Origin of the sequence: Singulisphaera acidiphila DSM 18658 (assembly GCF_000242455.2) — a bacterium.
GTDB classification, from domain to species: Bacteria; Planctomycetota; Planctomycetia; order Isosphaerales; family Isosphaeraceae; genus Singulisphaera; species Singulisphaera acidiphila.
This window is the reverse complement of record NC_019892.1, coordinates 1,587,886-1,613,954: the sequence shown is the minus strand read 5'-3', so window position 1 is coordinate 1,613,954 and position 26,069 is coordinate 1,587,886. Positions and strand designations below refer to the sequence as shown.

Here is a 26,069-nt window from a genome sequence, read left to right as displayed (position 1 = left end):
TAAGGCAGAGTGGTTGTGATGCAGACCGTGCCAGATCGTCCGGGCCGGGAAAGGCCCTGGCCCGGACGGCGGCTGTTCCACTCAGAAGAGGAAATAGCGCTGGGCCATCGGCAGCACGTCGATCGGGTCGGAACCGACCTTCTCGCCGTCGACCCAGACCTGGTACGTGTCCGCGTCGACCCGGATTTCGGGGGTCGCCTCGTTGCGGACCATATCCTTCTTACCGACGGTGCGGCAACCTTGGACCGCCGCGACCTCGCGTTGGAGGCCGTAGCGTTCGACGATACCTTTGTCGATGGACGACTGGGAAACAAACGTCAGGCATGACTTCGACAAGGCCCGGCCAAAGGCGGCAAACTGGGGACGGGGGTAGACCGGTTGCGGAGTCGCGATGCTGGCGTTGGGGTCACCCATCTGGGCAGAAACGAGCAAGCCCCCCTTGAGCACCAGCTCGGGCTTCACGCCGAAGTACTCCGGCTTGTAGAGCACCAGGTCGGCCAGCTTGCCGGCCTCGATGCTCCCGACGTGGTGAGCGATTCCGTGGGTGAGGGCCGGGTTGATCGTATACTTGGCCACGTAGCGCTTGACCCGCTCGTTGTCGTTGCGAGCACTATCGCTGTCCAGAGCACCGACCTGCACCTTCATCTTGTGGGCGGTCTGCCAGCACCGGACGATCGCCTCGCCGACCCGGCCCATCGCCTGCGAGTCAGAGCTCATCATGCTGATAATGCCACGGTCGTGGAACACGTCCTCGGCGCCGATCGTCTCGGCCCGGATCCGGCTCTCCGCGAACGCGACGTCCTCGGGGATGTTCCGCGACAGGTGATGGCAGACCATCAGCATGTCGAGGTGCTCGTCGATCGTGTTGACGGTGAACGGGCGGGTGGGATTAGTGCTTGAGGGCAAGACGTAGGGGAGGCCGGCAATCTTGATGATGTCCGGGGCGTGACCGCCGCCAGCCCCTTCGGTATGGAAGCTGTGGATCGCCCGGCCCTTCATCGCCGCAATCGAGTCGTCGATGAAGCCGGACTCGTTGAGCGTGTCGGTATGGATGGCGATCTGGATGTCGTACTCGTCAGCCACCGTCAGACTGGTGTCAATCGTGGTGGGAGTCGTTCCCCAGTCCTCGTGGAGCTTCAAGCCGCAGGCCCCGGCCTCGACCTGGTCGCGCAGCGGTTTGGGCAGGCTGCTGTTGCCCTTGCCGAGCAAGCCGACATTAACCGGCAGACCTTCGAATGCCTGGAGCATCCGCATGATGTTCCAAGGGCCGGGGGTGCAGGTCGTGGCCCACGTCCCGGTGGCCGAGCCGGTGCCGCCGCCGATCAGCGTGGTGACCCCGGAGGCAATGGCCGTCTCAATCTGCTGCGGACAGATGAAGTGAATGTGAGTGTCGATGCCACCGGGCGTGACGATCCGGCCTTCGCCGGCGATGACCTCGGTCCCCGGCCCGATGACGAGCCGAGGGTCGACACCCCGCTGAGTCAGGGGGTTACCCGACTTGCCAACGGCGACGATCCGTCCGCCCCGGATCCCGATATCCCCTTTGACGATCCCCCAGTGGTCGATAATCACCGCGTTGGTGATGACCAGGTCGCAGTGATCCGGACCCATCGGATCAACGACCGGGCATTGGTCCTGTCCGTCACGAATCGACTTGCCGCCACCGAAGATCGACTCCTCACCATAGTCGACATAGTCTTGTTCGATCTCGATAATGAGCTCGCTGTCGGCCAGCCGGATGCGGTCGCCCACCGTCGGGCCATACTTGCCTGCGTAAGACTGTCGCGAAAGGCGCACACTCATAGATTGATACCCCTTACCAATTCGGGACGGGATGGTTCGAGTCGACGCGTATCACTCTGATGATTTGTGGCCATATCCTTCATCCATGCATCGCTTCAAGCTGGTCTGCCGAGTGTAGGGGTCCTCGAGCCGGCCCGACACGAGACCGTTGAACCCGTAAACTTTCCGGCGACCGCCGTAGGGAATCAGCCGAACCTCCTTGACGTCGCCCGGCTCGAGCCGCACGGAAGTGCCGCTCGGCAAATCGAGGCGCATGCCGTACGCCTTCTCGCGGTCAAAGACGAGTGCCCGGTTGGTCTCGAAGAAATGATAGTGCGAGCCGACCTGAATCGGCCGATCTCCCGTGTTGTTGACGCTGAGCGTCACGACAGGGATACCGGCGTTGAGTTCGAGGTCGGGCCCGTCGAAGATATACTCGCCCGGAACCATAGTTCTGTCTCCCGAGGATTGGATGGCGAGGCGTTGGGGAACACAAACTCGATTGTCAACGAATAGGGTTGTGGACCGTGATCAACTTGGAGCCATCGGGGAACGTCGGCTCGACCTGGATCATCGAGATGATCTCGGGAACGCCCTCCATAACATCGTCACGACCGAGAATCTCGCGGCCGGCGCTCATGATCTCGGCGACCGACTTGCCGTCGCGTGCCAGTTCCATGAGCTCCGCCGTGATCAAGGCGGTCGCCTCGGGGATGTTCAGCTTCAGGCCGCGTTCCTTGCGTGCCCTGGCCACCTGGGCGGCCACGAAAATCATCATTTTATCACGTTCTTGTGGCGACAGATGCATGGGCAAAACTCCACGAGTCGGTTCAAAGGGATCGAAGGAATGCGTGTATTGGGCGCGTGCAACAGCCCGACGTTTCGACCTCGGTCAAGACGACGGAGAGGCAGGGTCGCGGAAGAATCTCCCATCAAGCCAGCCGAACGCCAGAACCAGCCAGGTCGCCAAGACGAAGGGCGCCGTCAGAGCGGGGAGGCCGAGCTTCGGGACAAGCTCGGTGAGCGGAACCGAGAGCAAGATCCCCAAGAGCGGCGGGATCAACGATCGCCTCGCCAGAAAGAGGGCGACGGCCGCGAGCGTCGGGTTGTAGCCGTAGAGCCCGAGCCCGACGTTCTCGAACAAGGCGCGATCGACGAGCCGCTCCGGGTCGAGGGCTCGGGCGGCCGCGGTGGCATGATAGCTCCCCACCAGCATCCCGACGAACGACCCCACCAGCACCCAGGTCGCGTGCCGCCAATCGTTCAGGGCAATGCCAACGAGGAACAGCAGCCCTGTCCAGACGCTCGCCTGGAACATCACTTGGCTCACGCCGTGGCCCACGGCCCCGACAAAGCCGACCGAGCCCAGCGGATCCCCCGCCGCAACCTGGGGAGTCCCCAGGGCCAATCCCAGGAAATAGATCACCCAGGTCAGGACGATAAACGGCGACGTGTATGTTGGGAACGGCACATAACGCCGCATCAGCCGGGTCACGGGCACGGCCGCAACGGAACCAACGATCAGCATCAGGATGCTCGCCGCCCCCGGCCGGAAGAAGAAAAGTGTCGCGATCCCGACCAGCGTCGAGTTGAAGCCATAGATCCCGGCAGCCACCTCGGCCTCGTCGAACTTCAGCGCCTTCGCCGTCGCCGCGCCGATTGCCGCTCCAACGACTGCGCCAAGCGCCATCAGCGGCGAACTCAACGCGATCCCCAGGAGAAAGCAGGCACCCGTCAGGGCGTTCTCCTGAAAGAAAACTTGACCGATACCCCGCAAAGTCGTACGGAGCGGAGTAGGGACAGCTTCATCCGACAACGAGAACATATCAGCTCAATTCTCGTGCTTAGATATTGGAGTCCAGCGGACCCCAAATGGTGGTGAATGACGCCGCATGTCAAACCTTGACACGTTCTTTCGACTGAAGTTGTCGGTCGGCTTCCGCCAAGTCAATCAGGTCGCTCCAAAAATTGCTCAAACTTCGCAATTTGCCATACGCATTCCCAAAGCTGACAAGAAGAGAGCTCCAGCAGAAAGGGAGCTTTTGCCGACGACTTCCACCTTGTCCAAAGCGGTCAAGGCACAGTGGGCGCCGAATTGCGAAGATATCTTCCCTCAAGTAGGCCAAGCCCAAGGACAAACCAGGTCGCCAGCACAAAGGGCGCGGTTAGGGCGGGCAGACCAAGCTTCGGCACGAGCTCAGTGAGTGGAACCGAGATCAGGATGCCCAAGAGCGGCGGGATCAATGATCGCCTCCACCGGAACAAGGCGACGGCCGGCAGCGTCGCATTGTAGCTATACAGACCGAGTGCAAGGTTGTCGGAGAAGGCGCGTTCGATCAACCGCTCGGGATCGAGTGCTCTCATTCCCGGAGTCACATGATAGTTCGCCACCATGATGCCGATCATCGCGCCGACCAGAGCCCAGGCGGCGTGCCGCCAGTCATTCAGGGCAATCCCAACCAGGCAGAGGATCCCGGTCCAGAGGTTCGCCTGAAACAGCGCCTGGCCGACGCCGTGAGCCACGGCCTCGACAAAGCCGTAGGCGATCGGACGATCCCCCGGCCCGACCCAGACCGCACCCAGGATCGGCCCCAACACATAGAGAGACCAGGTCGTGATGACATAGGGGCTATTGAATACCGGAAACGGTAGCGACCGATTCAACAGCCGGGTCACCAGCGTCGCCATAACGCCGCCGACCGTCAACAAGGCGAGGCTCACCGGACTGAGTCGGAAATAGAAGAACGTCGCAATTCCGACGAGCATCGAGTTAAAGCCGTAGAGCCCTTCGGCCACCTCCGCCTCTTGGAATTTGCACAACCGGGCCGTCGCAGTTCCAATCGCAGAGCCGACCACCGCACCCATCGCCATCAGCGGCGAACTCAACGCGATCCCTGTCACCAAGACGGCACCCGTCAGAGCGTTGGCCTGAAAGTAAACCTGCCCAACGCCCCGTAAGACCGTGCGGATGGGGGTGGGTACCACGTCGTCCGACAACGAGAGCATCTGGTCGAACTCTCAGAGAACGAGGCAGTGAAGGTCAACGTGACGCACGAGGTAAGGGGGGGATGGCGACAAGTAACAAACTATACCCGAATCATCGATCGTCGGCTTCGACAATTCGACCAGACCCGGCCAACCACTTCACTCAATCTCAGAAAAATACCATCTGAGGGTTCCAGCGAACGTCGCCCCCCCCTTGGATCCAATCCCGGCGCGTCGTCAATTCAACGGCCTCTGCTCGGATCTTCAATTGGGCATAGTCAAGGAAGCCCCCCCGGGCGGGTGGATCGGGTCGGCCCCGGGGGATTTGATTCCGGAAGCGACGCCGCCACGGCCCAGGGGCGTTCGGTTCGGTCACGGCCTCTGCCTGGTCACTCGTAAACCTTGACCAAGCCGGTGTGCAGTTCGTAAGTCGCACCGACCACCTTCAACTCACCCGCCTTGACGTATTTCGAGAGGATCGGATCGAGCCCCTTGAGCCGCTCGACGCCCTTCTCGACATTGGCACGGGTGACGTTCTCGAGTTTGTCACCGGGGCGTCCTTTCACTGCGTTGACGGCCACTCGGATCGGATCGATCAGGTCGCCGATAGACCCGGGCAGGACGTCGTTGGCATCAATGTGCTGGATGGCGGCCTTGACCGCGCCGCATTGACTGTGGCCCAGTACGATGATCAGCCGGGCACCGAGCTCGGCCACCGCAAACTCAATGCTCCCCTTCACGATCGGTCCCGCACCACTGACGACATTCCCCGCCGCGCGCACGACGAAGAGGTCGCCGACCCCCTGGTCGAAAATCAGTTCGGGGGCCACGCGTGAATCCGCACACCCGACAATGACAGCCAAGGGTGCCTGCCCCTCGGCGAGCGCCAAGAAATCCTTCGGACTCCGCCCCGGGTGAATGAGTTGGCCGTTGACGAACCGCCGGTTGCCCTCGAGCAACTCGGCGAGCACGGCATTCGGATCGCGGGCCGGAGCTGCCTGAACGGCCGAGGGAAGGACCAGGCCCGCCGCGCCGGCGGCGAGTCCGGCAGCTTTCACGAACTCGCGGCGAGACAACGGATTGGGGGATCGCATGAATCAATTTCTCCGAGAGGGGTTTCGGACTCGGCGAGGCCAGCCGTGGGCTCGAGCGAACGACAAGCTCGCGCGGCACCTCATCCACCGGACGCAGCCCCTGGTATAGAACTCGTCAAACTGAAAAGGACCGTCAGAGGGTCCGAGATCGACGCCCCACTCCTCACCACCCCGCAAGCCGCCGCTGTCAGGGTGCCGAGGGGAACAAAGACCGAAAAGGAAAGGGTGCAGAGTCTGCCGGCAACCGCCAACTCGGCTGGGACCGGCATCATCATGACGTGTTGTGGCCAAGCCACTCACGAAGCGCACACCCCCCAACACCAGATCGGTCGACTCGAGGTCGCCAAGACCGATCACCGATCAGGACGCCCCCCAAGTCACCTCTTTGAGTCGGTGGTACTATAAGTCACACCTGACCAGGCCACAACTTACGACCGCCCCATTCTTCCGAAGCCGGAAGAAAACCCGACAGGCGAACCGCCGGGTAAATTCCCAACCGCACACGTCCGCTGGGAGACCGCCCGAGGGGAATTCCCACAAAGCAGGCGGTCACCCCCGATTCAGATAACCTGATCGCCCCCGAAGGAGGTCTGCCCTTTGGGGTCTAGCCGCCCGAGAAGGCTCTCGATAGACCGCTCCATCTTCTCGCAAGCCTCGACGATCGCCTCGTCCACGGTGGCCGCCTCGTGGGTCACGGCAATCGGCTGACGACCCGCGAGGCGGGCCTCCAACAGACAACGCTTGTCATCGCCGCCACCCTTGGGGCCGTTCACGTCGGAGAGGTGAACCTCGACCCTGGTAATCTGCTCGGCGAACCGGCTCAGGCCGCGTTCCACCTCGGCGGAAACCTTCTGAAAGAACTCGTCACTCCCTTTGATATGATTGTCTGTGCTCACTTGGATTTGCATAAACAACTCCTTGTCTCACATGATGCACGAAAGCCGTTGCCTGAATAGCGATGATTCCGCAACCCCCGGCGAATATCAATGGGAAAAGCGCCCGGCTTAACAAAATCGACGAGATTTCGCCCTCCTACCGCACCAATCGTTCCCACGGGTCGGCTCCAACCGTTGCCTGCCTTGTATCCCCAACGACCGGCATTTCTGGTCGGCTGACGACCCGGTTGACCGTTGAGCGACCAGCATCCGCCTCGTCCCTCGATCCTGCTTGAAGCCTCGACGCGAAAATCGGCCCATCCACAAAAATTGTTCGTAATCCTCTGAAATCAATAGGTTTGTGACACGCTGACTCGGAGCCTTTTCCCACACGGTCGACCATCGCGGTACGCTTTTTGAATCAGATGTGGCAATACGTACAGTCACCTAAAGAGCGGGGGGGGCAGCGAGTGTAGTCGGGCTGCTCCACCTTTCCGTGCAGTCCACGACGATTTCACAGCGGAAAGAAACATGAGATTTTCATAGCATTAAGCACCAGACTTTCACGATCGACCCTACCGCGCGACCTCGCGGTGGGATCGGTCGTCTTCCTCGTGGCTCTGCCGTTGTGCTGGTCGTCTGGGGCCAGTGGAAGAGGCTCAAGAAATCAGCCGTCCCCGCCCCATTGGTCGTGGTGCTCTTGGGCGTGGGGAGCAATCGGATTCAAGCCCTGGACCCGGTTTGAGACAGGGCTTCCATATCGTTGGAATCGGATACCAAGGCGATGCCGCCGGTCTCGTCTCTCCCCGTTCCGGCAGAGCGGATTCCGGGCGGGCGAACAGACGAACCACGGGAATCGGTTCGCCCGGTTCCTCATTCGTAACGACGTTCGACGCTATAATGACGGAATGAGTGGGTCTCGCACGGCGGTGCCTCAAGGGGCGGGCCCCGCCGCGCAATCCAATTGGTGCACTTATTTATGATTGTCTTAACGCGCATTTTACTCTTTCGGATCGCGGGCCCGACCATTTTGATGAGTGTCCTCTTCCTCGTCTCGTGCATCACGGCCGCCATCTACCTGCACCATCAGCAATCCACCTCGCTCCGGATCCTCGATGAGGATCTTCAAAGTCGCCGGATCGCGGCCGACGTCCTGAAGGGGTTGCACGACCTTTCCGCCCTGGCCGGAGACCAGCGGCAGGAGGCAGTCCCACTCCACCGGAAAATCGTAGGGTTACTTGACCAGGCGAAGCAGGCCGCCAATAAGGGGGAAGAGGCCCGACACGTAGGCCGCTTGGCGGACAGTTTTGATCGCTATCTCGAGCGCTGGCAGGCTGAGGCGGCCTTGTCATCGAATGACAGGAGAGCAGGCGGGACGGCCCTCGGCCTTCTGGAGACAGAAACCGTGCCAGCCTGCCGCGAGTTGGAACAGTTCAACGCCGGGGAGATTGAGCGAGCTGAGGCCACCCTCGACCGGACGGTGAGCTGGATGGCCTGGGGGTTTGTCGGAGTGGGCACCTTCGGCTCACTCGCCGGCCTGTTGCTCGGCTACGGCGTGGCCCGCGGTCTCGGACGGACGGTGCTGCGGGCCGAGTCGCTGGCGGAGGTCGGCGAGATCGCCGCCGGCATGGCCCACGAGCTCAGGAACCCCCTGACCGCGATCAAGATGCTGGTGCAGATGAACCGAGAGGAAACGGAAGCCAAGGGCCTCCCCGCGGAGGACCTGCAAGTCATCGAGCAGGAGATCCTCCGCATGGAGGCTCGGCTGAACGTGTTCATCGACTTCGCCCGCCCGCCGAAGCCGGAGCGACGGCGGGTCAACCTCGCGGCGGTGGTGGATCAGACTCTGGCCTTGGTCGGGGGCCGGGCTCGCAAGCAGCGGGTGACGGTGAAATTCAGCCCCCCCTCGACCCCGGTCGAGGTCGAGGCCGACGGGGAGCAGGTCCGCCAATTGCTGGTCAACCTCGCCTTGAACGCACTCGATGTGATGCCGCGAGGCGGCATCTTGGAGATCGACCTCCGCCCTCCGGCAAACGAGATCGTGGAGTTGGCAGTGCTCGACACCGGCCCCGGCATCGCGGCGCGACACTTGCCCCGGCTCTACGAGCCGTTCTTCACCAGCAAGGAGATGGGCCTCGGGCTCGGCCTGGTTGTCTCGCAACGGATCGCGCAGGATCATGGCGGCGAACTCCGGGCGACCAACCGACCTCAGGGCGGTGCCTGCTTCACCCTTCGCCTGCCTGCGGGGCAAAGCCCGGGGTAAGCTCGGTTGGGCCTCGAAGATCCGTACCGTGGTTTGCAGTTTAAACCCCGGAGTTTTCGGCAACTTTTCAGAAACAGGCAGAGTGTCGTGAAGTCACAAAATCATACAAACGCTAAAAAAACAATAATCATCAGCAGACTCATTGGCTGAATTTTCCAAGCCAAGCCCACAGGAATTTTTCGGAGACGAACATGGCAACCATCCTGGTGATTGACGACGAGCTCTCCATTCTGCACGCTTTCCGCCGCGCATTCGACGATCCGGCCGACACCCTCCTGACGGCTTCCGACGGAGCCGAGGGACTGGAGATCGTTACTCAGAGCCGGCCCGACGTGGTGGTCCTGGATCTGAACCTGCCCGACATGTTCGGCCTCGACGTGTTCCAACACATCCGCCAAATCGATGCGCGGATCCCGGTCATTTTCATCACGGGGCAGGGGACGACCGAGACGGCCATCGAGGCGATGAAGCTGGGGGCGTTCGACTACCTGCTCAAGCCCCTGGACGTCGGTCGAGTCCGCGAGCAGGTCGAACGCGCCGCGGAGATCGGCCGGCTGATGCGTGTCCCCGCCGTGGTCACCGATGAGGTCCTGGCCCAGGCCCCGGCCGACGTCATCGTGGGCCGTTCTCCGGCCATGCAGGAGGTCTACAAGGCGATCGGCCTGGTTGCGCCCCAGGACCTCGCCGTCCTGATCCTGGGCGATAGCGGTACAGGCAAGGAGTTGGTCGCTCGGGCCGTTTACCAGCACAGCCGACGGGCAACCGGGCCGTTCCTGGCCATCAACTGCGCCGCGATCCCCGAGACGCTGCTCGAGAGTGAGCTGTTCGGCCATGAGAAAGGGGCGTTCACCGGGGCCGACCGCAAGCGGATCGGCAAATTCGAGCAGTGCTCGGGCGGGACGCTGTTCCTGGACGAGATCGGCGACATGACGCCCCTGACCCAGGCGAAGATCCTGCGCGTGCTCCAGGATGGGCGGTTCGAGCGTGTCGGCGGCAACGAAACGATCCGGACCGACGTCCGGATCATCGCCGCGACCAACCGGGACCTGGGGCAGATGGTGGCGTCGGGCGAGTTTCGCGGCGACCTCTATTACCGCCTGGGAATCGTCACCATCAGAGTGCCGGCCCTCCGGGAGCGGGCCGACGACCTGCCGCTCCTCGTCGAACACTTCCTCAAACGGTTTAGCCCGGAGTTGGGAAAGAAGGTCGATCGGATTTCCCCGGAGGCGATGGACGTACTCCGGCGCCATCCCTGGCCCGGGAACATCCGGGAATTACAGAGCGTCCTCAAGCAGGCCCTCTTGCGCGCGCAAGGACCAGTCCTCGTCGCCGACTTCCTCCCCCCTTCGCTTCGCGGTGAGGAAGAACCGGCCGGCTCGGCCGCGGCCCCCATGGATTGGGAGGGTTTTCTTGAAGACCGCCTCCGCGAAGGGTCGCATGACCTGTACGCCGAGGCACTCGCACTGATGGAACGGTCACTCGTCACCCGGGTGCTCCGGCACACCGGGGGCAATCAGTTGCAAGCGGCCAAATTGCTCGGTATTACCCGCGGCAGCCTGCGGACCAAGATCCGCACACTCGGCATCCGAATCGATCGATCCGTCTGGTCGGGCGATGACCAGACGGGCCAATAAAGGACCAGGCCACCCCACGCCAGCACCATCCTGACCGAAGCCTCAGAGTCCCAAGTTCCAAAACTCCTTCGCGACATAACCTCCACATCCACAACAAGCTACAACGGCCCAAGAAAAAAACAAACGGTTTTCTCTCACCCCTGGCATCGCAATCGCTTAAAGGGTGATGCATCTGAGAGGAACGGCGCACCTCAATCGCCCCCCAACCCGGCAGCAGGCGGGACATCGCCGTCCTCATTTTTTTTGAAGCGTTTCGATCAAGGCCGTTGTGGCGAGAGCCACCGGCGGAGTCGCCTCGCGCCGTGCCGGTCAACACGTACGGAGCGAGCGCCATCTCCGCGCGCCAAGTCGAAAGACTCACCGTGAACTTCCGATCAAATCCAAGGATCAAGAAGACATGACACTCACCATCAAGTCCATACCGCGGGCGATCCGCCAGGCCAGCCACAGCAACGTCGTGACATCGGTCTCCTTCACTCCCGACGGCCGAGCCGTCGGCAGCGGAAGTTGGGACGGGACCATCAAGCTCTGGGACACCAGCAACGGGAGCCTCAAACTGAAGCGGACGCTCCGCGGTGAATGGGATGAGGTCGAGGCAATCGCGTTCTCCCCCGACGGCAGCGCAATCGCGGGCCTGGGCACGGGCTTCGATGGTGCGCCCTTCGGTGCGGTAACGCTCTGGGCATTGGAAGGCGGCCGAGGACGGCCCTTGATTCGGGAGAGTGGCAAGCTCGACGCGATCGCCTTCTCACCCGATGGGTTGACGTTGGCGACGGCGAGCGGAGACACCCGTGCGGTGTCGCTCTTCGACGTTGCCACGGGCCGAGAAAAGGCGCGACTGCTCGACCATCAGGGGCCGATCTGGTCGTTGGACTTCTCCCCCGACGGCAAGCTGCTGGCCGCGGCCACCGGGAACGTGCCGGCCATGACCGAGCCAACGGACGTCGCGCAGGTCGGGGAGATCCGCCTGTGGGACCTCTCCGGGAGCGAGCCCGAGTCGCGGGCCAGCCTCGTCGGCCATGAATACGGGATCATCTCGGTCGCTTTCTCCCCAGACCGCACGACCCTGGCAACCGGAGGCTTCGACCGGGCCGTGAAACTCTGGGACGTGCCCACCGGTCGAGAGCGGGCGACCTTCCATGGCCACGAGGGCTGGGTCGCCACGGTTGCCTTCTCCCCCGACGGAACCGTCCTGGCCACAGGCTCTCACGACCAAGCGATCAAGCTCTGGAACACGGCGACAGGTCAGGAGTTGGCCATGCTCCAGGGGCACACCGGCAACGTCTACTCCGTCGCGTTCTCCCCCGACGGATCGAAGCTGGTCTCGGGGAGCCTCGACGGGACCGTACGGATCTGGGATACGGTGCAAGCAATGGACCAAAGGCCCGCTCCAAGCCGTCGCCATTTCATCGGCAAGAAGGACTCACCATGATGGACACGATGTTCGCCAGTTTACCGGACAGTTCGGTGACTCGATTCGAGGACCTGAGGATGGACAGCAAAGGAAGACAAGCCAAGGCGGTTTGCCGCCTCGAACTCACGAACCGTGACGTCGAGGCGGAAGTCCTCGCGAGACTGGCACGGAGGGGGTATGACTGGACCGGCAAACCGCGAAGGCAACGAGGGGCATCATGAAAGACCACGACAAGCACAACCGCATTCCTTGATTTACCGATTTAGAAATCGTCGTGAGGCGGAATCGATTCAGCGGATCCAGTCCACCTACGGGATGAGCTCGCCCCAGTGGGCGATAAATACGAAGTCGAACCAACCGTGACACGATTCCCGTGCTCGCATCAGCCTCGAATTGATCCACTTTTCCATAAACGCTTGCCAGGAGGCTTACCATGTCAATGTCTGCAAACCCACGAATCAAGGCGAATCAAGGGGAGACTCCGGACATCGCCGCGCCTTACATCGTCGCTCTGATCCGGGAGCGAGAGCGGCGACTCGCCGAACTTCGCCGGTACGATCGGTTCATCGCCCAGGCTGCCGGCCGGCTCACCCTACAAGGCTTCTGGCGCACTCTCAAGCGGCAGGACGAGGACGCGATCCAGCGGTTGACAAACTGGCTGGATCACGAGGCCGCCAGTGGTGCATAATGCGCAACCGAACACTACAAGCCGCCGCCATGAGAGCCGTGGCAGGCCTCATCGACCTCATGAGCCCGCGTTGATTCGCCGAGCTACCCCTTGAGTGGCCACCCGCCACACCCGATCGGCTCGTGAGGCTGAGGACTTCCGCAGAACGGAGTCGAACCACACCAAGCCATCGACAACTTAGCCCGCACTCATTTATGATGAAACTTATCAAAATCAGCTTGCGACCGTCCACCTGACCGATTGATCTCACACTCCTCTCGATCAGGATGAGAGGGCGTGTGAGGATGCTGCGCAGCCGCAAGAGCCGACTCAGTCCGAGGTTTGATCATGAACGGCAAGAAAATCTATATCACTCAGTTTGACCGCGATCGCTTGGACCGGTTTCTCGGACTGCCCCGGGACGAAGAACAGAACAGCCATCTCGACGCCCTGCGAGCAGAACTCGCCCGCGCGGTGGTGGTCCCGCCACAGGAAGTTCCAGCCGACGTCATCACGATGAACTCGACCGTCTCCTTAGTCGAGATCGACTCTTCCGAGGAGGAAGTCTATACGCTCGTCTTCCCAAAGGACGCCGACGCCGACGAAGGGAAGATCTCCGTCACGGCCCCCCTCGGAACAGCCATGCTGGGCTACCGGGTCGGGGACGTCTTCGATTGGGACGTACCAATGGGCCGAAAGTGCTGGCGTGTCGCCAAGGTCCTCTATCAGCCCGAAGCCGCCGGGAATTATGACCTCTGACCCCATCGGACTTCTCAGCGTTCGCTGAGTAAGGACGCCCCCTGTTCCTGTGCTGGCTCACACTACAGAACACGCGCACAGATCAGTTCCTCTCCTCATGATTGGATCGGCGAGCAATCGCAGTTCATCCGGGAACCGGTCCCCGCCTCCAAGCCGGGCGGCCGGCCCGGCATGACGACAACCGTCGCGAGCTCACTCATATTTTAAATGGAAAGCTCGTCCTCGAACTCGAGATGAACGGGGACACATCGCGAAACGATCTGGTCAACCAACGATCAGAAGGACCGTCCAGTGACCAGGATGGCACGATCGCCTCGTTCCCCATCGCCACTGCCCCCCCTGCACGAGCCTCGTCCGACACCACAGAACTCCTTAAGTACCAACACGATACTGAGAAGCTGCAGAACATCCGGCCGCATTTTTTCCACCTGGCATCACAATCGCTTATCTAATAAGACGTAAGACGGCTCACATCAACGAGGCCCCAAATCAAGACGGGGTATAGCCGTCGTACATTGAATCGTTCGAGGAAGAACATGGTGGCGAGAGCCGCCGTCGGAGCGGACGTGTTCTGTGCCAGCGGGGCATGACAACGGGGGAGGGACGACCTCAACCACACCCCTTGTTCCATTTACCCGCATTTGCTCACGGACTCACCTTTTGGATGGGAGCGCATGACATGCAACTGGAAATGCGTGGAGTGAATTACGAGTTGCTGGACGAGTTGAAGGAGCACATCGAGCGTCGGTTCCGTTTCGCCTTGGGGCGATTCATGGCCCGGATCGAACGGCTCACGATCCGGATCACCGACGTGAACGGACCACGTGGCGGAATCGACAAGCATTGCCGAATTGCCATCAGCCTGATCCCCAAGGGCGTGATCATGGTCGAAGCAACAGGGGACGACCCCTTCGTCCTCATCGCCGACTCGGCGAAGCGGGCTCGACGATCGGTCCGAAGAAGCATCGAACGGCGTCGCCGCAACCACGAGCCCCTGTCCTTGGCAGCAGACTGACTCCTCCGAGCCACCTGAGATCACCCGCTCGATCTGAATCAGGCGGCAGGGCAGGAGAAGGCAGGCAGGACGGACTCTCACATCACCTCACCTGGTCGCTCTCCGACCAGGTGAGGCGTTAAGCAACCAGGCACGTCCCTCCGATTCGAGGGACCGGCAGACTCTCGGTCGGCTCAAGATGGACAGAAACAACAGCGTAACTCCTTTTGGGCATTGCTTATGGGCGACGTACTGGAGAATTCGCGTAAGGCACGCATAATCCGGCATGCCTTTTGATTAAGGGCCTATCACCGTAGGCGAATCAATCAGAGGCTCACCGTTGATCATGACCATCGGCCGGGGGACGCCCCTCGTCTTCCGGTTCCGTTCAGCCTACTGAAATCGGCTCTCAGAATGTTTGCACCCGGCTCACGCCGGAGCCCCCCTCGCTGGATCCGTGTTCGACATCAAGTGTTTTCAATCTTCTCTTGGCTAAAGGAGACATTCCAATGTGCGCGCGATTTGGTAGCTTGTGCGTCCTTCCTTGGATTCTGTTTGCACAGATGTCATGGGACATGATCGCGGTGCCAGTCATCGCCGCGGCTTCACCCTCATACGAGGTGCCTCCCGAAATTAACGACCAAGCCGCCGTCTTCAACAACAGTGTGAAGCGAGGGTCACGCAAGGTCCTGAGAGCGATCCGGTACGCTCACCGCGTCCCGATCCTCGTCGAAACCGTCAAGTCGCTCGAGGGTGAGCGAATCGACGACGCAGCCCGGCGATACGCGCGGCCGCTGGGCCGCGATGGGCTCTACATCCTGGTGGCCCACCAAGACCGAGACGTCGCCGTATTCCTCGGCCTCAACAAGGCGCACGGTCTCCTCACGGATCCGGATCGAGCCTCCATCCGCGAGGCCTTTCTCCTGCCGCTCCAGGCCGGCGACGCCGACATCGGGCTTGTAGAGGGCGTCCGAACAATCGGCACGACACTGGCCAACGCCGCAGCCGCCAGGCCGAAACCCAACGCACGGGATGTCATGTTCCCTGCAACCATCTCGTTCGCGCTGATCGCCGTCTTGCTGGCACTTCAGGTAGGAACGAGCGACGAGAGCCGAAGAAAAAAACGACGAAGAGCATCCTCGACTCCCCACGAAACGATGCTTCAGGGCGGGCATTCCCGTGGGCCCGATCGGGCTCTTGGTCAGCTTTAACATTTCGATATCATTGGCATTCTCGATCGACGATTATCGCTGCTGCGCGGACCGGCGGTACTGACCGGGGGTCAGGCCGGTCCGTTCTTTGAAAGCGGCGCTCAAGTATTCCGGATAGAGGAAGCCCGTCCTCGAGGCGATCTGCTTCAAGGGGAGATCGGTCTCGGCGAGGAGCCGCTTGACCCGATCGAGTTGGGTGCGAAGGATCTCTGCCTTGGGCGTCAGTCCAAAGATTTTGACGAAGCGGCGTTCGAAGACGCTACGGGATAACGGCAACTCCGCCAACACGTCCGCGACGGTGATTCCATCGCAGGCGTGTTCGCGGATGAAACGCACAGCGCTGGAGATCGCGCGATCGTCGATGGCCAGCACGTCCGTCGACCGTCGAGTGAGAACCCCCAACGGTGGGATCGCAATCGGATCCTCCGGCACGATTTCTCCTCGCATCATCCGCTCCAACAAGGAGGCGGCCTCAAACCCGATCCGCCGGGTGTCGGGGACAATGCTGGAGAGGGGCGGATCCGACAAGTTGCACAAGACGTCATCGTTGTCCACGCCGAGGACGGCCACCTCGTCGGGGACGGCCACACCAATGACCCGGCAGGCGGTAAGCACCTGCTGCGCTCGGATGTCGTTACACGCCATGAGCCCAACCGGCTTGGGCAGTTCCTTGACCCAGTGCGCCACCTCGGCTTGCTCTGCCCAGCCCGATTGCTCCCGGGCCTCGGTCCCGGCGGCCGCATGGGGCGGACTCCCCGCGCGATAGAGATGACAGGCGAAGCCCGCCCCCTCCACCAGGCGGGCGAAGGCCTCGGACCGATTGTCCGAATAGTCAGCGCCCACGAATCCGCAGAAGGCGAGGTGCCGGAACCCCCGCTCGCGGAGGTGGGCCACCCCCAGCCGTGCCACCTCCTCATCGTCGGTGACAATCCGAGGAACCCCAAGGTCGGTGAGCAAGCCGCGAAGATCCACTGCGGGAATCCGCAAGTCGCGGACAACCCGAGCGATCCTTCGGTTCTCGATCCGAGCAATGATCCCCTCTCCGCACCATCCCTGGAGCCAGGCCGAAGGCGCATCGCCCAAACCACGCTCGGCAAGATAGATCGACCAGGGACCGTGGAGCCGGACATACTCGGCGATCCCGTGGAGGAGACCGCGGCCGTAGGCGCGGGAAGACTCCACCAGCAAAGCCACGCGAGGACGAGTCGCCACGGTCGAGCCTCCCCAAGATCGAAAAAACTTCAATCCACGATCGATGCCATGTTGCTTTGACTGATACAAAAGGGCTGATTCGCCGATCTTTTTAGTAGTTCGCCGCTCACTCATCACCCACAGAAACAAAACCAACCTGCGCGAAAAACCTCAATAACTTGACGCAAACCTTCAATGACATGAGACCCATTGGCTTGTTATACTCCACACATTCCTGATTACAGTCTATGTCCGTCTGGGGTCGGCCCTCGCAATGTCTCTGCGAGGTTTCCCAAGTCACATCGTTCCACTCACGGCGATTGGGAACGCAATCCCCCTTGTACCAACAGGCTTTGCCTTGCGCAATTTTCCGAGGAAGTGCGGGGCAAAGCAGCCAGAACCAAGGAATCGCAACGCTAATAACATTGAAAATTTCCACAAGTTCTCATTTTATCCGGAGTTTGGCGCAATGCTCAGCAGCAATCCCCCCCTGATCCATGTTCGAATCGGCAGCCTGGTACTCCTCGTCCTCCTGACCGCCGGGGCAGTCGGGTGTGACAGTGCAGGAGGAGGAGGCGGTGGATCGGCCGAGACAATCTCCGCAGGGGCAGGGCAGGCGGTCATCCCTAAGCAAGAGCTCCAGAATCTCGGCGCGACGGAGGAGTCTCTGGCTCCGCCGCCCAAGAAAAATCGGTAATCGCCCGACAGTCGCGAGAAGAACACCGACCGGTCCCAAGATGTAACGTCACGTTCGCTCCGCCTTTCCTTTGAGGTCAGATCCTGTCAGTACCGGGGCGACTCCCCCCCTGGTGGCCTATTCGAAATCCATTCCCTCATCCCATTCGATTCTTTCGGAGGACACCGATGCGTACGCGTACGAATCGAGGTTTCACGCTGATCGAGCTCCTGGTCGTCATCGCGATCATTGCCGTGCTGATCGCCCTGTTATTGCCGGCCGTGCAGGCAGCCCGTGAAGCGGCACGCCGCGCGCAGTGCGTCAACAATTTGAAGCAGATCGGCATCGCCATCCACAACTACCACTCCACCCACGACGTTTTTCCGATGGGTTCATCGAAGCAGCCTTTCGAGGGCCCGGCCACGTTTGCCTCAGGCGCCTGGGATAGCTGGAGCGGCCAGGCGTTGATGCTCTCCAACATGGAGCAGAGTTCCATCTATAACGTGTGTAACTTCAGTCTCGCGCCCGGCCAGATCAACAGCAAGCTCGGCTATTACGTCAATTCCACGGCGTATAACACCGTGCTCAATTTCTTCCTCTGTCCCTCCGACCCCAATGCGAGCGGCGCCAACGGCTACATCAACAACTACGGCGCCTGCGTCGGGACCACGACGTTCCACACTTGGAACGCGGCAGGCTCAAATGGCATGTTCGCGTATCAGACTGCCATCGGCATCCGCGACGCCACCGACGGCACCTCCAACACCATCGCGTTCGCCGAGCTGATCGTGAACTCGCCCGCGGCCACGGTTCCCGGCCGGGGTAAGGCCGCTGGCGGCGCCGGCGTGACCAGCACGGCCGGGGGGAAACTGGACGCCAGATCCATGGGGATGAACGCGATCCAGGCCGATATCAAATCGTGCACGGCGAACTTCACCCCCAACACCAGCGGGAACAACACCGGCTGTGGCTTCCGCTGGGGCATGGGCGCCATGGGGCTGACGATGTTCAACAGCATCGTCCCTCCCAACGGCGGCGGCCAGGTGAAGTGGTCCGCCTGCCGAACCCAGTGCTGCGCCCAGGCCCAACACGCCCACTATGTTGTCTCGTCGAGCTATCACTCCGGAGGCGTCAATGCCTTGATGAGCGACGGGAGCGTCAAGTTCGTCAAGGACTCGATTAACATGCAGACATGGTGGGCCCTCGGTTCAAGAGCGGGCGGTGAGGTGGTTAGTTCCGACGCCTATTGAGCCCAAGCCCCCGAGTCCGCTGTGGGGCGAAGACCGGCGCCGGATCGCCCCTCAGCGGAACCTGATCCGATAAGTCTTCTCCGGCTCAACCTCCAGAGAGATGGTCCCGTCCCCGGCCGTTTGAAACGCAATCGCGTTATCGCCCAGATTCACAGCCTCGATCCGCTGTCCCAACGGCGGGCGAACGCGATGCCGGCCGGCAACCCGGGCTGTCAGCTCAGCCAAAGTGGCGCGGCCGTTTTGCCAAGAGAGGGCGACATCGACTCCCCCCCGTGCCCGTAAGCCACGAAATTGGCCGGTGGGCCAGGCCCGGGGCAGCGTGGGCAAAAGACTGATCTCGCCCGAGTGGCTCTGCAAGAGCATCTCGGCGATGCCGGCGGTCCCACCAAAGTTCCCGTCGATCTGGAAGGGTGGATGGGTGTCGAGAAGGTTCGGCAAGGTGGATTTGCGCAAGAGTGCGACGACGTTTTCGTGTGCCTGTTCGCCATCTCCAAGGCGTGCCCAGAAGTTGATGATCCAGGCACGGCTCCAGCCGGTCCGCCCGCCGCCATGGGCCAACCGACGTTCGAGCGTCGTCCGCGCCGCCACGGCCAACTCTGGCGTGCCGCGCAGACTGATCTGATCGCCCGGGTGGAGAGCGAAGAGGTGCGAGATATGCCGGTGGCCGGGGTCGGGTTCGTCGTAATCCTCGAGCCATTCCTGCAACTGGCCGTGCTTGCCGATCCGGAGTGAGGGCAAACGACGACGTGCCTCGGCCACCCGCTTGCGGAAGTCAGGGTCAAGGTCGAGCAACTCGCTCGCCTCGACCACGCGACCGAACAAGGCATGGGCGATTTCCACGTCCATCGTCGGCCCCATGCAGAGCTTGGCCACCTTGCCGTCGGCCGTCCGGTAGCGGTTCTCGGGCGAAATCGAAGGCCCGGGGATCAGTTGCCCTTGGCCGTCGTCGACCAGGTAGTCGAGCAGGAATTCGGCGGCCTCCTTCATCACCGGATAGGCTCTCTGGGCAAGGAAGTCGCGATCACGGCCGAAGTCGTAGTGATCCCAAAGGTGAAGGCTGAGCCAGGCCGCGCCCATTGGCCAAAGGCCCGAGCCGACCTTGTCGACGGGCACGGTGTGCGCCCAGAGGTCGGTGTTGTGATGCGCCATGAAACCACGGGCGCCGTAGAGGGCCTTGGCCGTCTGTCGGCCCGACGGGCGCATCGCCTCGATCAGGTCGAACAGAGGCTGGTGTAGCTCAGCGAGGTTCGCCACCTCGGCGGGCCAGTAGTTCATCTGAGTATTGATATTAATTGTGTACTTGCTCTCCCAAGGGGGAGTCAGGCTCTCATTCCAGATCCCCTGCAAATTCGCGGGCATGGTCCCGGGGCGGCTGCTCGCGATCAGCAGGTAGCGACCGAACTGGAAGTACTGAGCGATGAGCGCAGGGTCGGATTCTCCTTTGCGGACACGAGCGAGGCGCACGTCGGTCGGCAGCGCAGCCCGATCGTCCTTGTCGCCCGGCGCAGCGAATTCCAACGAGACGCGACGGAAGAAGGAACGGTGATCGTCCTCGTGCTCGGAGCGCAACGGCTCGTAGGGTCGATCGGCGGCGGCCAGGGCCCGCTCGCACGCCGCGTCCGGGTCCTTCGATCGAAAGTCGGTGGCCGCCACCAGCCGTAGCGTGGCAGCGTCGGCGTCACGAACCTCGACCCGGTCTCCTTCCGTGAACACGCGCCCTCCTTCGGTCACGACGCGGAGGAAAGCCGAGAACTTGACGCCGACCTTCCGCTCATCCTCATGGCGTTCGTCCCGTGCAATCGCTTCGCCGCGCAGGAGCACACGGTCGGGCGCAACAGCTTCCGCCCTCGCATCCCGCTCGCGGTCCAGGGTCGCCGAGAAAGCCAGACGGCCTGGCCGGTCGCAGGTGAGGCGGACGACAAGGACCTGATCCTTGGCCGACGCGAAGACCTCGCGACGAAAAGTGGCGTCACCCACACGATAAGAGACCCGCACCATTGCGCTATCGAGATCAAGCTCGCGACGGTAGTCATCAGCCTGATCGTGACCGGGGAACAAGATTCGAAGGTCACCCAGCGGTTGGTAAGGGGGTAACCGTTTGGGAACGGCGATCATCGTCCTCTCAGCCAGAGCCTCGGCCTCGTCGGGCTTACCAACCCGGAGCAGGCGCCTGATTTCGGGCAAGCTCTTCAGCGCATCGGGATTGGTCCGGTCGCGCCGCTCACCGGCCCAGACTGTGTCCTCGTTGAGCGCGATCCGTTCCGACCCCGTCCCCCCGAACACCATCGCCCCGAGTTGCCCGTTGCCGATGGGCAGCGCCTCCGTCCACGCTTCAGCCGGGCGGCGATAGTGGATGACCATCGATGATCCTTCCGGCCTCTCCGCACCCGACGCCGTTGACAGGACGCATGGCAATGCGAAAGCAACGACGAGAACGCCCACCGTCCGGGTCGTCGAGATCGTGCGAACCATCGGATTTTCCCTCAATTCCGCCTGAGGTTCGTACCGAATGCCAGTCCACTCGCCCCCACGAGAAGACGGCCCAATCACTCTTTCCGGTGATGATAGCTGACACGCATAGACAACACTCACAGATTCTGTGAATGCGCCATAATTCCGGTGAGCGTCTTGACAGTTGGTGGAATCTTTGTACACAAGAGGGAAACCGGCGGTACCTGAGGAAAACCCGACCTCGGAAACGGAGTCCATCCATGCCGACCGCACCCGTGCCTCCCGAGAAACAGGCTGAAATCGCGGGGCTCGAGCAAGCCATCCGCGAGGCCGTCGATGCCGAAATCAGCGAACTCGCGGCCAATCTTGCCATCACCGACGACGCCCACCTCTTCGGCGCCAACGAATTCAAGATCCGGGCCCTGGCTCACAAGATCGCCGCCAAGGCGATCGAGCAGCACCTGACGCGAAAAAAAACGGATACGACGGAGCCAGCGTAACCTGTCCCCACTGTAGCCGGACGGCGGAGTTTCATTCGCACCGCCTGCACACCTCCTTCACCCTTGTGGGAGCCGTCCGCTACCGCCGGGCTTACTACCTCTGTCGATGCTGTGGCAAGGGGCTGTTCCCCTTCGATCGCGAAGCGGGGCTGACGACCCGCGACTTGACGCCGGCTTTGGAACGCGTCGCGAGCTTGGCCGGGGCAGTTGCCGACAGCTTCGAGAAGGGGGCGGAACTGCTCGAAGAGATGGGGGGTGTCCGGGTCTCGGAATCGACTGTCGAACGGACCACCGAAGAGGCCGGTCAACGTCTGGCTGAGGCGGTCCAGGCCGGCTCGCACTTGGGTCCCCCGGCCGACTGGCCCTGGCACAAGGATTACGAAGGCCAACGTTGTGCGTACGTCGAACTCGACGCCACTGGGGTGCGGCGTCAAGGGGAGGGAGGGGGACCCGCCGAAGGCCGCATGGCCTACGTGGGGATGGTCTGTAACCCCACCCCGGAGTGGCCTTGGCCCGACGAGAAACCGCAGCCGATGCAGGCGCGTTACCTCGCGGGCCTGTATCCCTTGGAGGAGTTCGGTCCCTTGCTCCGCACGCCCGCCGGAGACGTCGGTATGGACCGGGCCGATCGCTGGATCGGCCTCTCCGACGGCGGCGCGGGCCTGGAGGATCGACTCCGTGAAAACTTTCCGCGTGTGGAAGTGATCATTCTTGACTTTTTTCACCCTGCGGAGAAGCTCACCGGCTTGGCGCGTCTGCTGCACCCTCAGGACGAGGACCAAGCCGAAGACCAAGCCCGGCGATGGCGACAGTTGCTCAAAGAGGAAGGGGGCGCGGTGTTGGGATCTGTCCTGCGGGAATGGGACTGGCCGCGCCGGCCTGGCCTGGGCGAAGCCGCGACCGAGTTAATCGGTTACCTTGAACGCCAGGCGCACCGGATGGACTATCCCGAATACCTGGCGCGTGGCTGGTGTATCGGGAGCGGGGCGATCGAGAGCGCGTGCAAGACGGTGGTGGGGCAGCGTCTGAAACTGGCCGGAATGCGTTGGGGCGAAGACGGCGCTCACGCCCTCTGCCACCTCCGCGCCCTCTACCGCAGCGAAAAAGGCCAGTGGGACGCCTTCTGGAATCGCGACTATTCCAGCAACTGAACGTCCGTCCTACCAACTAATGTGATGCTCACCGCCATAATTCAGGTGAGTCTCTTGGATTCGCTTCTCAACCGGGGCGTTGAATTCCCATCGCCTTGATTCGCGAACTGAGCGTCGTCGCCTTGACCCCGAGCAGATCCGCGGCCCCTCCTTTACCGGAGACCTTCCAGTGGGCGAGCCGCAGCGCCGCGAGCAGGTTCTCCCGTTCCAGCGACTCGACCTCGGCGTAGCTGAGGAGGCGGCTCACCCCGTCCGGATTCGAGTGCGGCGTGGAGGCCCCGGGATTCTTCGGCGCTCGGGAATTCGCCGACGCGGGCAGCTCGAGACGAAGTAAGCCCGTCCGTGACGCGATCGCGGCCCGCTCGATCACGTTTTGCAGTTCCCGGATGTTCCCCGGCCAGGCGTAGCTTTGGAGCTCGGCAAGCTGGGTCGGGGCCAGCGGACGCTCGGGAATGCCAAGGCGCCAGCAACTCGACCGCATGAAATGCGCGGCCAGAACGGGCACGTCGTCGAGACGCTCCCGAAGCGGCGGAACGACGATCGGAAAGACGGAGAGCCGATAATAGAGGTCCTGGCGGAACCGGCCGGCCTCCACCTCCGCCTTCAGATTCTGGTTGGTCGCGGCGATGATCCGCACATCCACCGTGCGGGATCGCTCCTCACCGACCCGCTCGAACGTCCGCTCCTGGATGACTCGTAGCAGCTTCCCCTGCATGTCGAGCGGGATCTCACCCACTTCGTCGAGGAAGAGCGTGCCACCGCCGGCCAGCTCGAACCGACCGACACGGTCGCGCACCGCCCCGGTGAACGAGCCCCGTGTATGGCCGAAGAACTCGCTCTCAAACAAGTCGCGCGGGACCGAGGCGCAGTTGACCTTGATCATCGGCCCTTCCCGGCGTCTGCTCCGTTCGTGAAGCGCCCGCGCAACCAGCTCCTTGCCTGTGCCCGACTCACCGAGAATCAGGACGCCAGCGTCGGTCGGACCGACCAGATCGACCTGCTCCAGGACCGCCCTCAAGGCCGGGCTAGCGCCGACGATCTCCCCGAACGAGGAGGCGGCCTTGACCTCCGCGCGGAGGTAGTCGTTTTCCAGCTCGACACGTGAGCGAAGCCGTTCGATCTCTTCGAACGCCCGAGCATTCGCGATGGCAGCCGCCGCGTGGTCGGCGATCATCCGCAGCCAGACGAGAAGATCGCCATCCAAGCGGGCCCGGAGAAACACCCCCAAGACACCGAGGACTTGCCCCCGATGCAGCAAAGGCTGGCCGGCAAACCCACGGATCCGCTCCCGACATGCCCAGCCCGGGTCAGCCAGCCACCTGCCATCCTCCTGAAGGTCGGGGACCTCGATCGCTTCCGCACGTGAGGCGATCAAGCCAACCTTGTAAACGCCAATCGGAAAGCGGCGAAACCGGCCCCCGAGACCGGACCAGTCCCTCCCATCCTCGAGCGAGCGCCCCGCGCTCGCGACCAGGTGCAAACAGGCGGTCTGATCCGGACATTCAGCGGCCATCGGACAGGTCGGGCAGATGTCCCCCCGCTCCAAAAGCCAGATCCGGGCCAAGGCCGCATCGGGAAGCTGCGCCAGGCGATCAACGATCAGATGCAGCAGAGCCTCGACCGATCGCTCCTGGGCCATGTCCAGCAGGAGCCGTCGGTAAGGTCCAATCCCAGGAGCTGTCTCAGGCCGTAACGCCATTGGCTGCAAACCCGTCGTACTCTTGATCCTTCATTCTACGAAATCTCGCCAATCGATCACGAAATCTCGTGCATTTCGACATTTTCGTAATTCGAAGTTTTCAGCTAAATCGCCACAACCACTTACTCACAAAAAGGTTATAACCAATCTGAAACCTTGGCATGACGCCTGCTTCTCTTACTCCATCAAGAAGAGGCTCGGTCCGTCGACAACGCATTTGGCTGCCCCTTCTCCTCTTAGCAGACCTGGTCCCGAGGAAAAGACCGCGATGTCCGATCATTTGGCCAGTCGGCTCGACGCGCCCGGGGCAAACTCCACGGAGGTCGACAACCTCCTGGGTGTGGGAGGAAGGCCGCCTGGTGCTTGCGCGGTTTTCCCTTGGAGCCTGCACGAGGCCGGTCCGTCACGGGTCATCCCTCTCAACGCGGGGAGGAGTCACGACGATCCGGTTACGGCAACCGCCGGCCTTGCCCTGAGCACGAACGTCATTCGCCTTCGAGCGCAGGAACCGGTGGCCACTCACGCCCAGGCAAGCGAGGAGTTCTACTATGTCCTTCGCGGCCAGGGACGGAGCCGCGCAGGCGATCAGGCCAGGGAGTGGCAACGCGGAGATTCTTTCGTCCTGCCCTCGGGCCAGACGACGGTCCATGCGGCCTCCGAGGACGCAACCTTGCTCTGGATCCACGACGAACCGCTGTTCGGTGCCCAGGGAGTGGGAACCCGCCCCCTTGCAATCGAACTTCGAGCCGACGACCGTTCAGGATGAGGGACGAAATGTCTCACCGACCGACGAAGCGTCCGAATCCTTTTTTTTGAGTGTGGAAGCGAGAAACAGAGTGATGGTCACGACGCCGAATCACCGTTTCAGCCCCTGGGCGATCCTTCACCAACGCTGTTCGGAGTGCGGGGAGGGGCGGGTCTTCGACGGGGCCTTCCGGATGAACGAACGCTGCCCCGTCTGTAACGTGAAGTTTGAGCGCGGGCCCGGCTACTTCACCGGGGCGATGTACTTCAGCTACGCGCTCGGGATCCCGATCATCGCGGCCGGGGTCCTTCTTGGGAAACTGCTGCTCGTGCCCCACTGGCCCCTCCACTGGATCACCCTGGTGGTCTGGGTCTGCTTCCTGCCACTCGCCCCGGCCGTGTTTCGCTACTCCCGGATCCTCTTCATTCACTTCGACCGTTACTTCGACCCCGACGGCGCGGGCGACTGACAGTTCCCCCGGCCGTTTCGGAGTGCGGGGAGGCCATTCCGGCTCCAAAAGGTGTTGCCGGAATTGATGGCGCCGAACCGCGAATCGAGTCAAAAACCATGAATTACCTGGCTTATCTCGGCGGACTCCTGTTCGTCTTATTCCTCTTCGGCTGGTGCTTGCTCGCCGTTGGGATCCTCGGTCGCGGGTGGTTCCTCTTTCCCAACAAGCACAAGAACGCGAAGGAAAATCCGCGGCGCTAATTTCCCGGCCCCAAAGA

General features: G+C 62.1%; 24 protein-coding genes. 14 read left to right on the top strand and 10 right to left on the bottom strand.

The window, feature by feature from the left end:
* Positions 1-81 precede the first annotated feature (81 nt).
* The 7 genes from ureC to SINAC_RS06290 form a co-directional block, all read right to left on the bottom strand.
* Complete coding sequence (gene ureC / locus SINAC_RS06325) at positions 82-1,803, bottom strand: urease subunit alpha (RefSeq protein ID WP_015244849.1); 1,722 nt, start codon at positions 1,801-1,803, stop codon at positions 82-84.
* A gap of 51 nt (positions 1,804-1,854) precedes the next feature.
* On the bottom strand, positions 1,855-2,232 hold the full coding sequence (locus SINAC_RS06320) for an urease subunit beta (protein ID WP_015244848.1): 378 nt from the start codon (positions 2,230-2,232) through the stop codon (positions 1,855-1,857).
* 55 nt (positions 2,233-2,287) lie between these two features.
* Positions 2,288-2,590, bottom strand: a complete 303-nt coding sequence (locus SINAC_RS06315) for an urease subunit gamma (protein WP_015244847.1) — start codon at positions 2,588-2,590, stop codon at positions 2,288-2,290.
* Between the two features lie 84 nt (positions 2,591-2,674).
* Positions 2,675-3,607, bottom strand: a complete 933-nt coding sequence (locus tag SINAC_RS06310) for an urea transporter (protein WP_015244846.1) — start codon at positions 3,605-3,607, stop codon at positions 2,675-2,677.
* 248 nt (positions 3,608-3,855) lie between these two features.
* Positions 3,856-4,788 (bottom strand): urea transporter, encoded by a 933-nt coding sequence (locus SINAC_RS06305; RefSeq protein ID WP_015244845.1) that lies wholly within the window; start codon positions 4,786-4,788, stop codon positions 3,856-3,858.
* A 368-nt stretch (positions 4,789-5,156) separates the two neighbouring features.
* Positions 5,157-5,861, bottom strand: coding sequence for a carbonic anhydrase (locus SINAC_RS06295; RefSeq protein WP_015244844.1), 705 nt, complete (start codon positions 5,859-5,861; stop codon positions 5,157-5,159).
* 560 nt (positions 5,862-6,421) lie between these two features.
* Positions 6,422-6,769 carry an HPF/RaiA family ribosome-associated protein gene (locus SINAC_RS06290; RefSeq protein WP_015244843.1) on the bottom strand — a complete coding sequence of 116 codons (348 nt, stop codon included), beginning with the start codon at positions 6,767-6,769 and terminating at the stop codon, positions 6,422-6,424.
* A 1,000-nt stretch (positions 6,770-7,769) separates the two neighbouring features.
* Here SINAC_RS06290 and SINAC_RS06285 point away from each other — a divergent pair.
* The 8 genes from SINAC_RS06285 (at position 7,770) to SINAC_RS06245 (ending at position 15,678) form a co-directional block, all read left to right on the top strand.
* On the top strand, positions 7,770-8,999 hold the full coding sequence (locus SINAC_RS06285) for a sensor histidine kinase (RefSeq protein WP_020465806.1): 1,230 nt from the start codon (positions 7,770-7,772) through the stop codon (positions 8,997-8,999).
* Between the two features lie 191 nt (positions 9,000-9,190).
* Positions 9,191-10,633, top strand: coding sequence for a sigma-54-dependent transcriptional regulator (locus SINAC_RS06280; RefSeq protein ID WP_015244841.1), 1,443 nt, complete (start codon positions 9,191-9,193; stop codon positions 10,631-10,633).
* A gap of 397 nt (positions 10,634-11,030) precedes the next feature.
* A complete protein-coding gene (locus SINAC_RS06275; RefSeq protein WP_015244840.1) occupies positions 11,031-12,065 on the top strand; it encodes a WD40 repeat domain-containing protein in 1,035 nt (344 codons plus the stop codon).
* Positions 12,062-12,268 carry a hypothetical protein gene (locus SINAC_RS06270; RefSeq protein WP_015244839.1) on the top strand — a complete coding sequence of 69 codons (207 nt, stop codon included), beginning with the start codon at positions 12,062-12,064 and terminating at the stop codon, positions 12,266-12,268. The genes SINAC_RS06275 and SINAC_RS06270 overlap by 4 nt, the downstream gene beginning before the upstream one ends.
* Positions 12,269-12,480: 212 nt before the next feature.
* Positions 12,481-12,735, top strand: a complete 255-nt coding sequence (locus SINAC_RS06265) for a hypothetical protein (protein ID WP_015244838.1) — start codon at positions 12,481-12,483, stop codon at positions 12,733-12,735.
* Between the two features lie 327 nt (positions 12,736-13,062).
* On the top strand, positions 13,063-13,473 hold the full coding sequence (rnk, locus tag SINAC_RS06260; protein WP_015244837.1) for a nucleoside diphosphate kinase regulator: 411 nt from the start codon (positions 13,063-13,065) through the stop codon (positions 13,471-13,473).
* A 679-nt stretch (positions 13,474-14,152) separates the two neighbouring features.
* Positions 14,153-14,488, top strand: a complete 336-nt coding sequence (locus SINAC_RS06250; protein WP_015244836.1) for an HPF/RaiA family ribosome-associated protein — start codon at positions 14,153-14,155, stop codon at positions 14,486-14,488.
* A gap of 554 nt (positions 14,489-15,042) precedes the next feature.
* Positions 15,043-15,678 (top strand): TPM domain-containing protein, encoded by a 636-nt coding sequence (locus tag SINAC_RS06245; RefSeq protein WP_020465809.1) that lies wholly within the window; start codon positions 15,043-15,045, stop codon positions 15,676-15,678.
* Positions 15,679-15,711: 33 nt separating this feature from the next.
* Here the strand turns inward: SINAC_RS06245 and SINAC_RS06240 are convergent, their stop codons facing one another.
* Positions 15,712-16,890 carry a XylR family transcriptional regulator gene (locus SINAC_RS06240; protein ID WP_015244834.1) on the bottom strand — a complete coding sequence of 393 codons (1,179 nt, stop codon included), beginning with the start codon at positions 16,888-16,890 and terminating at the stop codon, positions 15,712-15,714.
* A 448-nt stretch (positions 16,891-17,338) separates the two neighbouring features.
* Between SINAC_RS06240 and SINAC_RS06235 the strand changes: the two genes are divergently transcribed.
* Together SINAC_RS06235 and SINAC_RS06230 are read left to right on the top strand one after the other, a co-directional pair.
* Positions 17,339-17,566: a hypothetical protein gene (locus SINAC_RS06235; protein WP_015244833.1), complete on the top strand. Its 228-nt coding sequence runs from the start codon at positions 17,339-17,341 to the stop codon at positions 17,564-17,566.
* A 167-nt stretch (positions 17,567-17,733) separates the two neighbouring features.
* A complete protein-coding gene (locus tag SINAC_RS06230) occupies positions 17,734-18,795 on the top strand; it encodes a DUF1559 domain-containing protein (RefSeq protein ID WP_015244832.1) in 1,062 nt (353 codons plus the stop codon).
* Positions 18,796-18,846: 51 nt separating this feature from the next.
* Here SINAC_RS06230 and SINAC_RS06225 read toward each other — a convergent pair whose 3' ends face one another.
* Positions 18,847-21,156 (bottom strand): glycoside hydrolase family 95 protein, encoded by a 2,310-nt coding sequence (locus SINAC_RS06225; RefSeq protein WP_020465811.1) that lies wholly within the window; start codon positions 21,154-21,156, stop codon positions 18,847-18,849.
* A 350-nt stretch (positions 21,157-21,506) separates the two neighbouring features.
* Between SINAC_RS06225 and SINAC_RS06215 the strand changes: the two genes are divergently transcribed.
* A protein-coding gene (locus SINAC_RS06215) for an ISKra4-like element ISSiac4 family transposase (RefSeq protein WP_086018129.1) occupies positions 21,507-22,897 on the top strand; the annotation gives its coding sequence in 2 pieces (ribosomal slippage) (positions 21,507-21,714 and positions 21,714-22,897; 1,392 coding nt in all).
* A 67-nt stretch (positions 22,898-22,964) separates the two neighbouring features.
* Here the strand turns inward: SINAC_RS06215 and SINAC_RS06210 are convergent.
* Positions 22,965-24,596 carry a sigma-54-dependent Fis family transcriptional regulator gene (locus SINAC_RS06210; RefSeq protein ID WP_015244830.1) on the bottom strand — a complete coding sequence of 544 codons (1,632 nt, stop codon included), beginning with the start codon at positions 24,594-24,596 and terminating at the stop codon, positions 22,965-22,967.
* A gap of 268 nt (positions 24,597-24,864) precedes the next feature.
* Here SINAC_RS06210 and SINAC_RS06205 point away from each other — a divergent pair, with 268 nt between their 5' ends.
* The 3 genes from SINAC_RS06205 to SINAC_RS40500 all read left to right on the top strand — a co-directional run bounded on the left by SINAC_RS06205 (position 24,865) and on the right by SINAC_RS40500 (position 26,052).
* Complete coding sequence (locus tag SINAC_RS06205; protein WP_015244829.1) at positions 24,865-25,362, top strand: cupin domain-containing protein; 498 nt, start codon at positions 24,865-24,867, stop codon at positions 25,360-25,362.
* 73 nt (positions 25,363-25,435) lie between these two features.
* Positions 25,436-25,810, top strand: a complete 375-nt coding sequence (locus SINAC_RS06200; RefSeq protein ID WP_015244828.1) for a DUF983 domain-containing protein — start codon at positions 25,436-25,438, stop codon at positions 25,808-25,810.
* 98 nt (positions 25,811-25,908) lie between these two features.
* Positions 25,909-26,052: a hypothetical protein gene (locus SINAC_RS40500; protein WP_015244827.1), complete on the top strand. Its 144-nt coding sequence runs from the start codon at positions 25,909-25,911 to the stop codon at positions 26,050-26,052.
* Positions 26,053-26,069 lie beyond the last annotated feature (17 nt).

Bases quoted from the DNA above. Each gene is read 5' to 3' on its own strand.
- SINAC_RS06305 (WP_015244845.1), bottom strand. From the start codon at position 4,788: ATGCTCTCGTTGTCGGACGACGTGGTACCCACCCCCATCCGCACGGTC.
- SINAC_RS06320 (WP_015244848.1), bottom strand. From the start codon at position 2,232: ATGGTTCCGGGCGAGTATATCTTCGACGGGCCCGACCTCGAACTCAAC.
- SINAC_RS06285 (WP_020465806.1), top strand. From the start codon at position 7,770: ATGAGTGTCCTCTTCCTCGTCTCGTGCATCACGGCCGCCATCTACCTG.
- SINAC_RS06225 (WP_020465811.1), bottom strand. From the start codon at position 21,156: ATGGTCATCCACTATCGCCGCCCGGCTGAAGCGTGGACGGAGGCGCTG.
- SINAC_RS06290 (WP_015244843.1), bottom strand. From the start codon at position 6,769: ATGCAAATCCAAGTGAGCACAGACAATCATATCAAAGGGAGTGACGAG.
- SINAC_RS06265 (WP_015244838.1), top strand. From the start codon at position 12,481: ATGTCAATGTCTGCAAACCCACGAATCAAGGCGAATCAAGGGGAGACT.
- rnk (WP_015244837.1), top strand. From the start codon at position 13,063: ATGAACGGCAAGAAAATCTATATCACTCAGTTTGACCGCGATCGCTTG.
- SINAC_RS06280 (WP_015244841.1), top strand. From the start codon at position 9,191: ATGGCAACCATCCTGGTGATTGACGACGAGCTCTCCATTCTGCACGCT.
- SINAC_RS06250 (WP_015244836.1), top strand. From the start codon at position 14,153: ATGCAACTGGAAATGCGTGGAGTGAATTACGAGTTGCTGGACGAGTTG.
- SINAC_RS06245 (WP_020465809.1), top strand. From the start codon at position 15,043: ATGATCGCGGTGCCAGTCATCGCCGCGGCTTCACCCTCATACGAGGTG.
- SINAC_RS06200 (WP_015244828.1), top strand. From the start codon at position 25,436: ATGGTCACGACGCCGAATCACCGTTTCAGCCCCTGGGCGATCCTTCAC.
- SINAC_RS40500 (WP_015244827.1), top strand. From the start codon at position 25,909: ATGAATTACCTGGCTTATCTCGGCGGACTCCTGTTCGTCTTATTCCTC.
- SINAC_RS06230 (WP_015244832.1), top strand. From the start codon at position 17,734: ATGCGTACGCGTACGAATCGAGGTTTCACGCTGATCGAGCTCCTGGTC.
- SINAC_RS06275 (WP_015244840.1), top strand. From the start codon at position 11,031: ATGACACTCACCATCAAGTCCATACCGCGGGCGATCCGCCAGGCCAGC.
- SINAC_RS06315 (WP_015244847.1), bottom strand. From the start codon at position 2,590: ATGCATCTGTCGCCACAAGAACGTGATAAAATGATGATTTTCGTGGCC.
- ureC (WP_015244849.1), bottom strand. From the start codon at position 1,803: ATGAGTGTGCGCCTTTCGCGACAGTCTTACGCAGGCAAGTATGGCCCG.
- SINAC_RS06295 (WP_015244844.1), bottom strand. From the start codon at position 5,861: ATGCGATCCCCCAATCCGTTGTCTCGCCGCGAGTTCGTGAAAGCTGCC.
- SINAC_RS06205 (WP_015244829.1), top strand. From the start codon at position 24,865: ATGTCCGATCATTTGGCCAGTCGGCTCGACGCGCCCGGGGCAAACTCC.
- SINAC_RS06310 (WP_015244846.1), bottom strand. From the start codon at position 3,607: ATGTTCTCGTTGTCGGATGAAGCTGTCCCTACTCCGCTCCGTACGACT.
- SINAC_RS06235 (WP_015244833.1), top strand. From the start codon at position 17,339: ATGCTCAGCAGCAATCCCCCCCTGATCCATGTTCGAATCGGCAGCCTG.
- SINAC_RS06270 (WP_015244839.1), top strand. From the start codon at position 12,062: ATGATGGACACGATGTTCGCCAGTTTACCGGACAGTTCGGTGACTCGA.
- SINAC_RS06210 (WP_015244830.1), bottom strand. From the start codon at position 24,596: ATGGCGTTACGGCCTGAGACAGCTCCTGGGATTGGACCTTACCGACGG.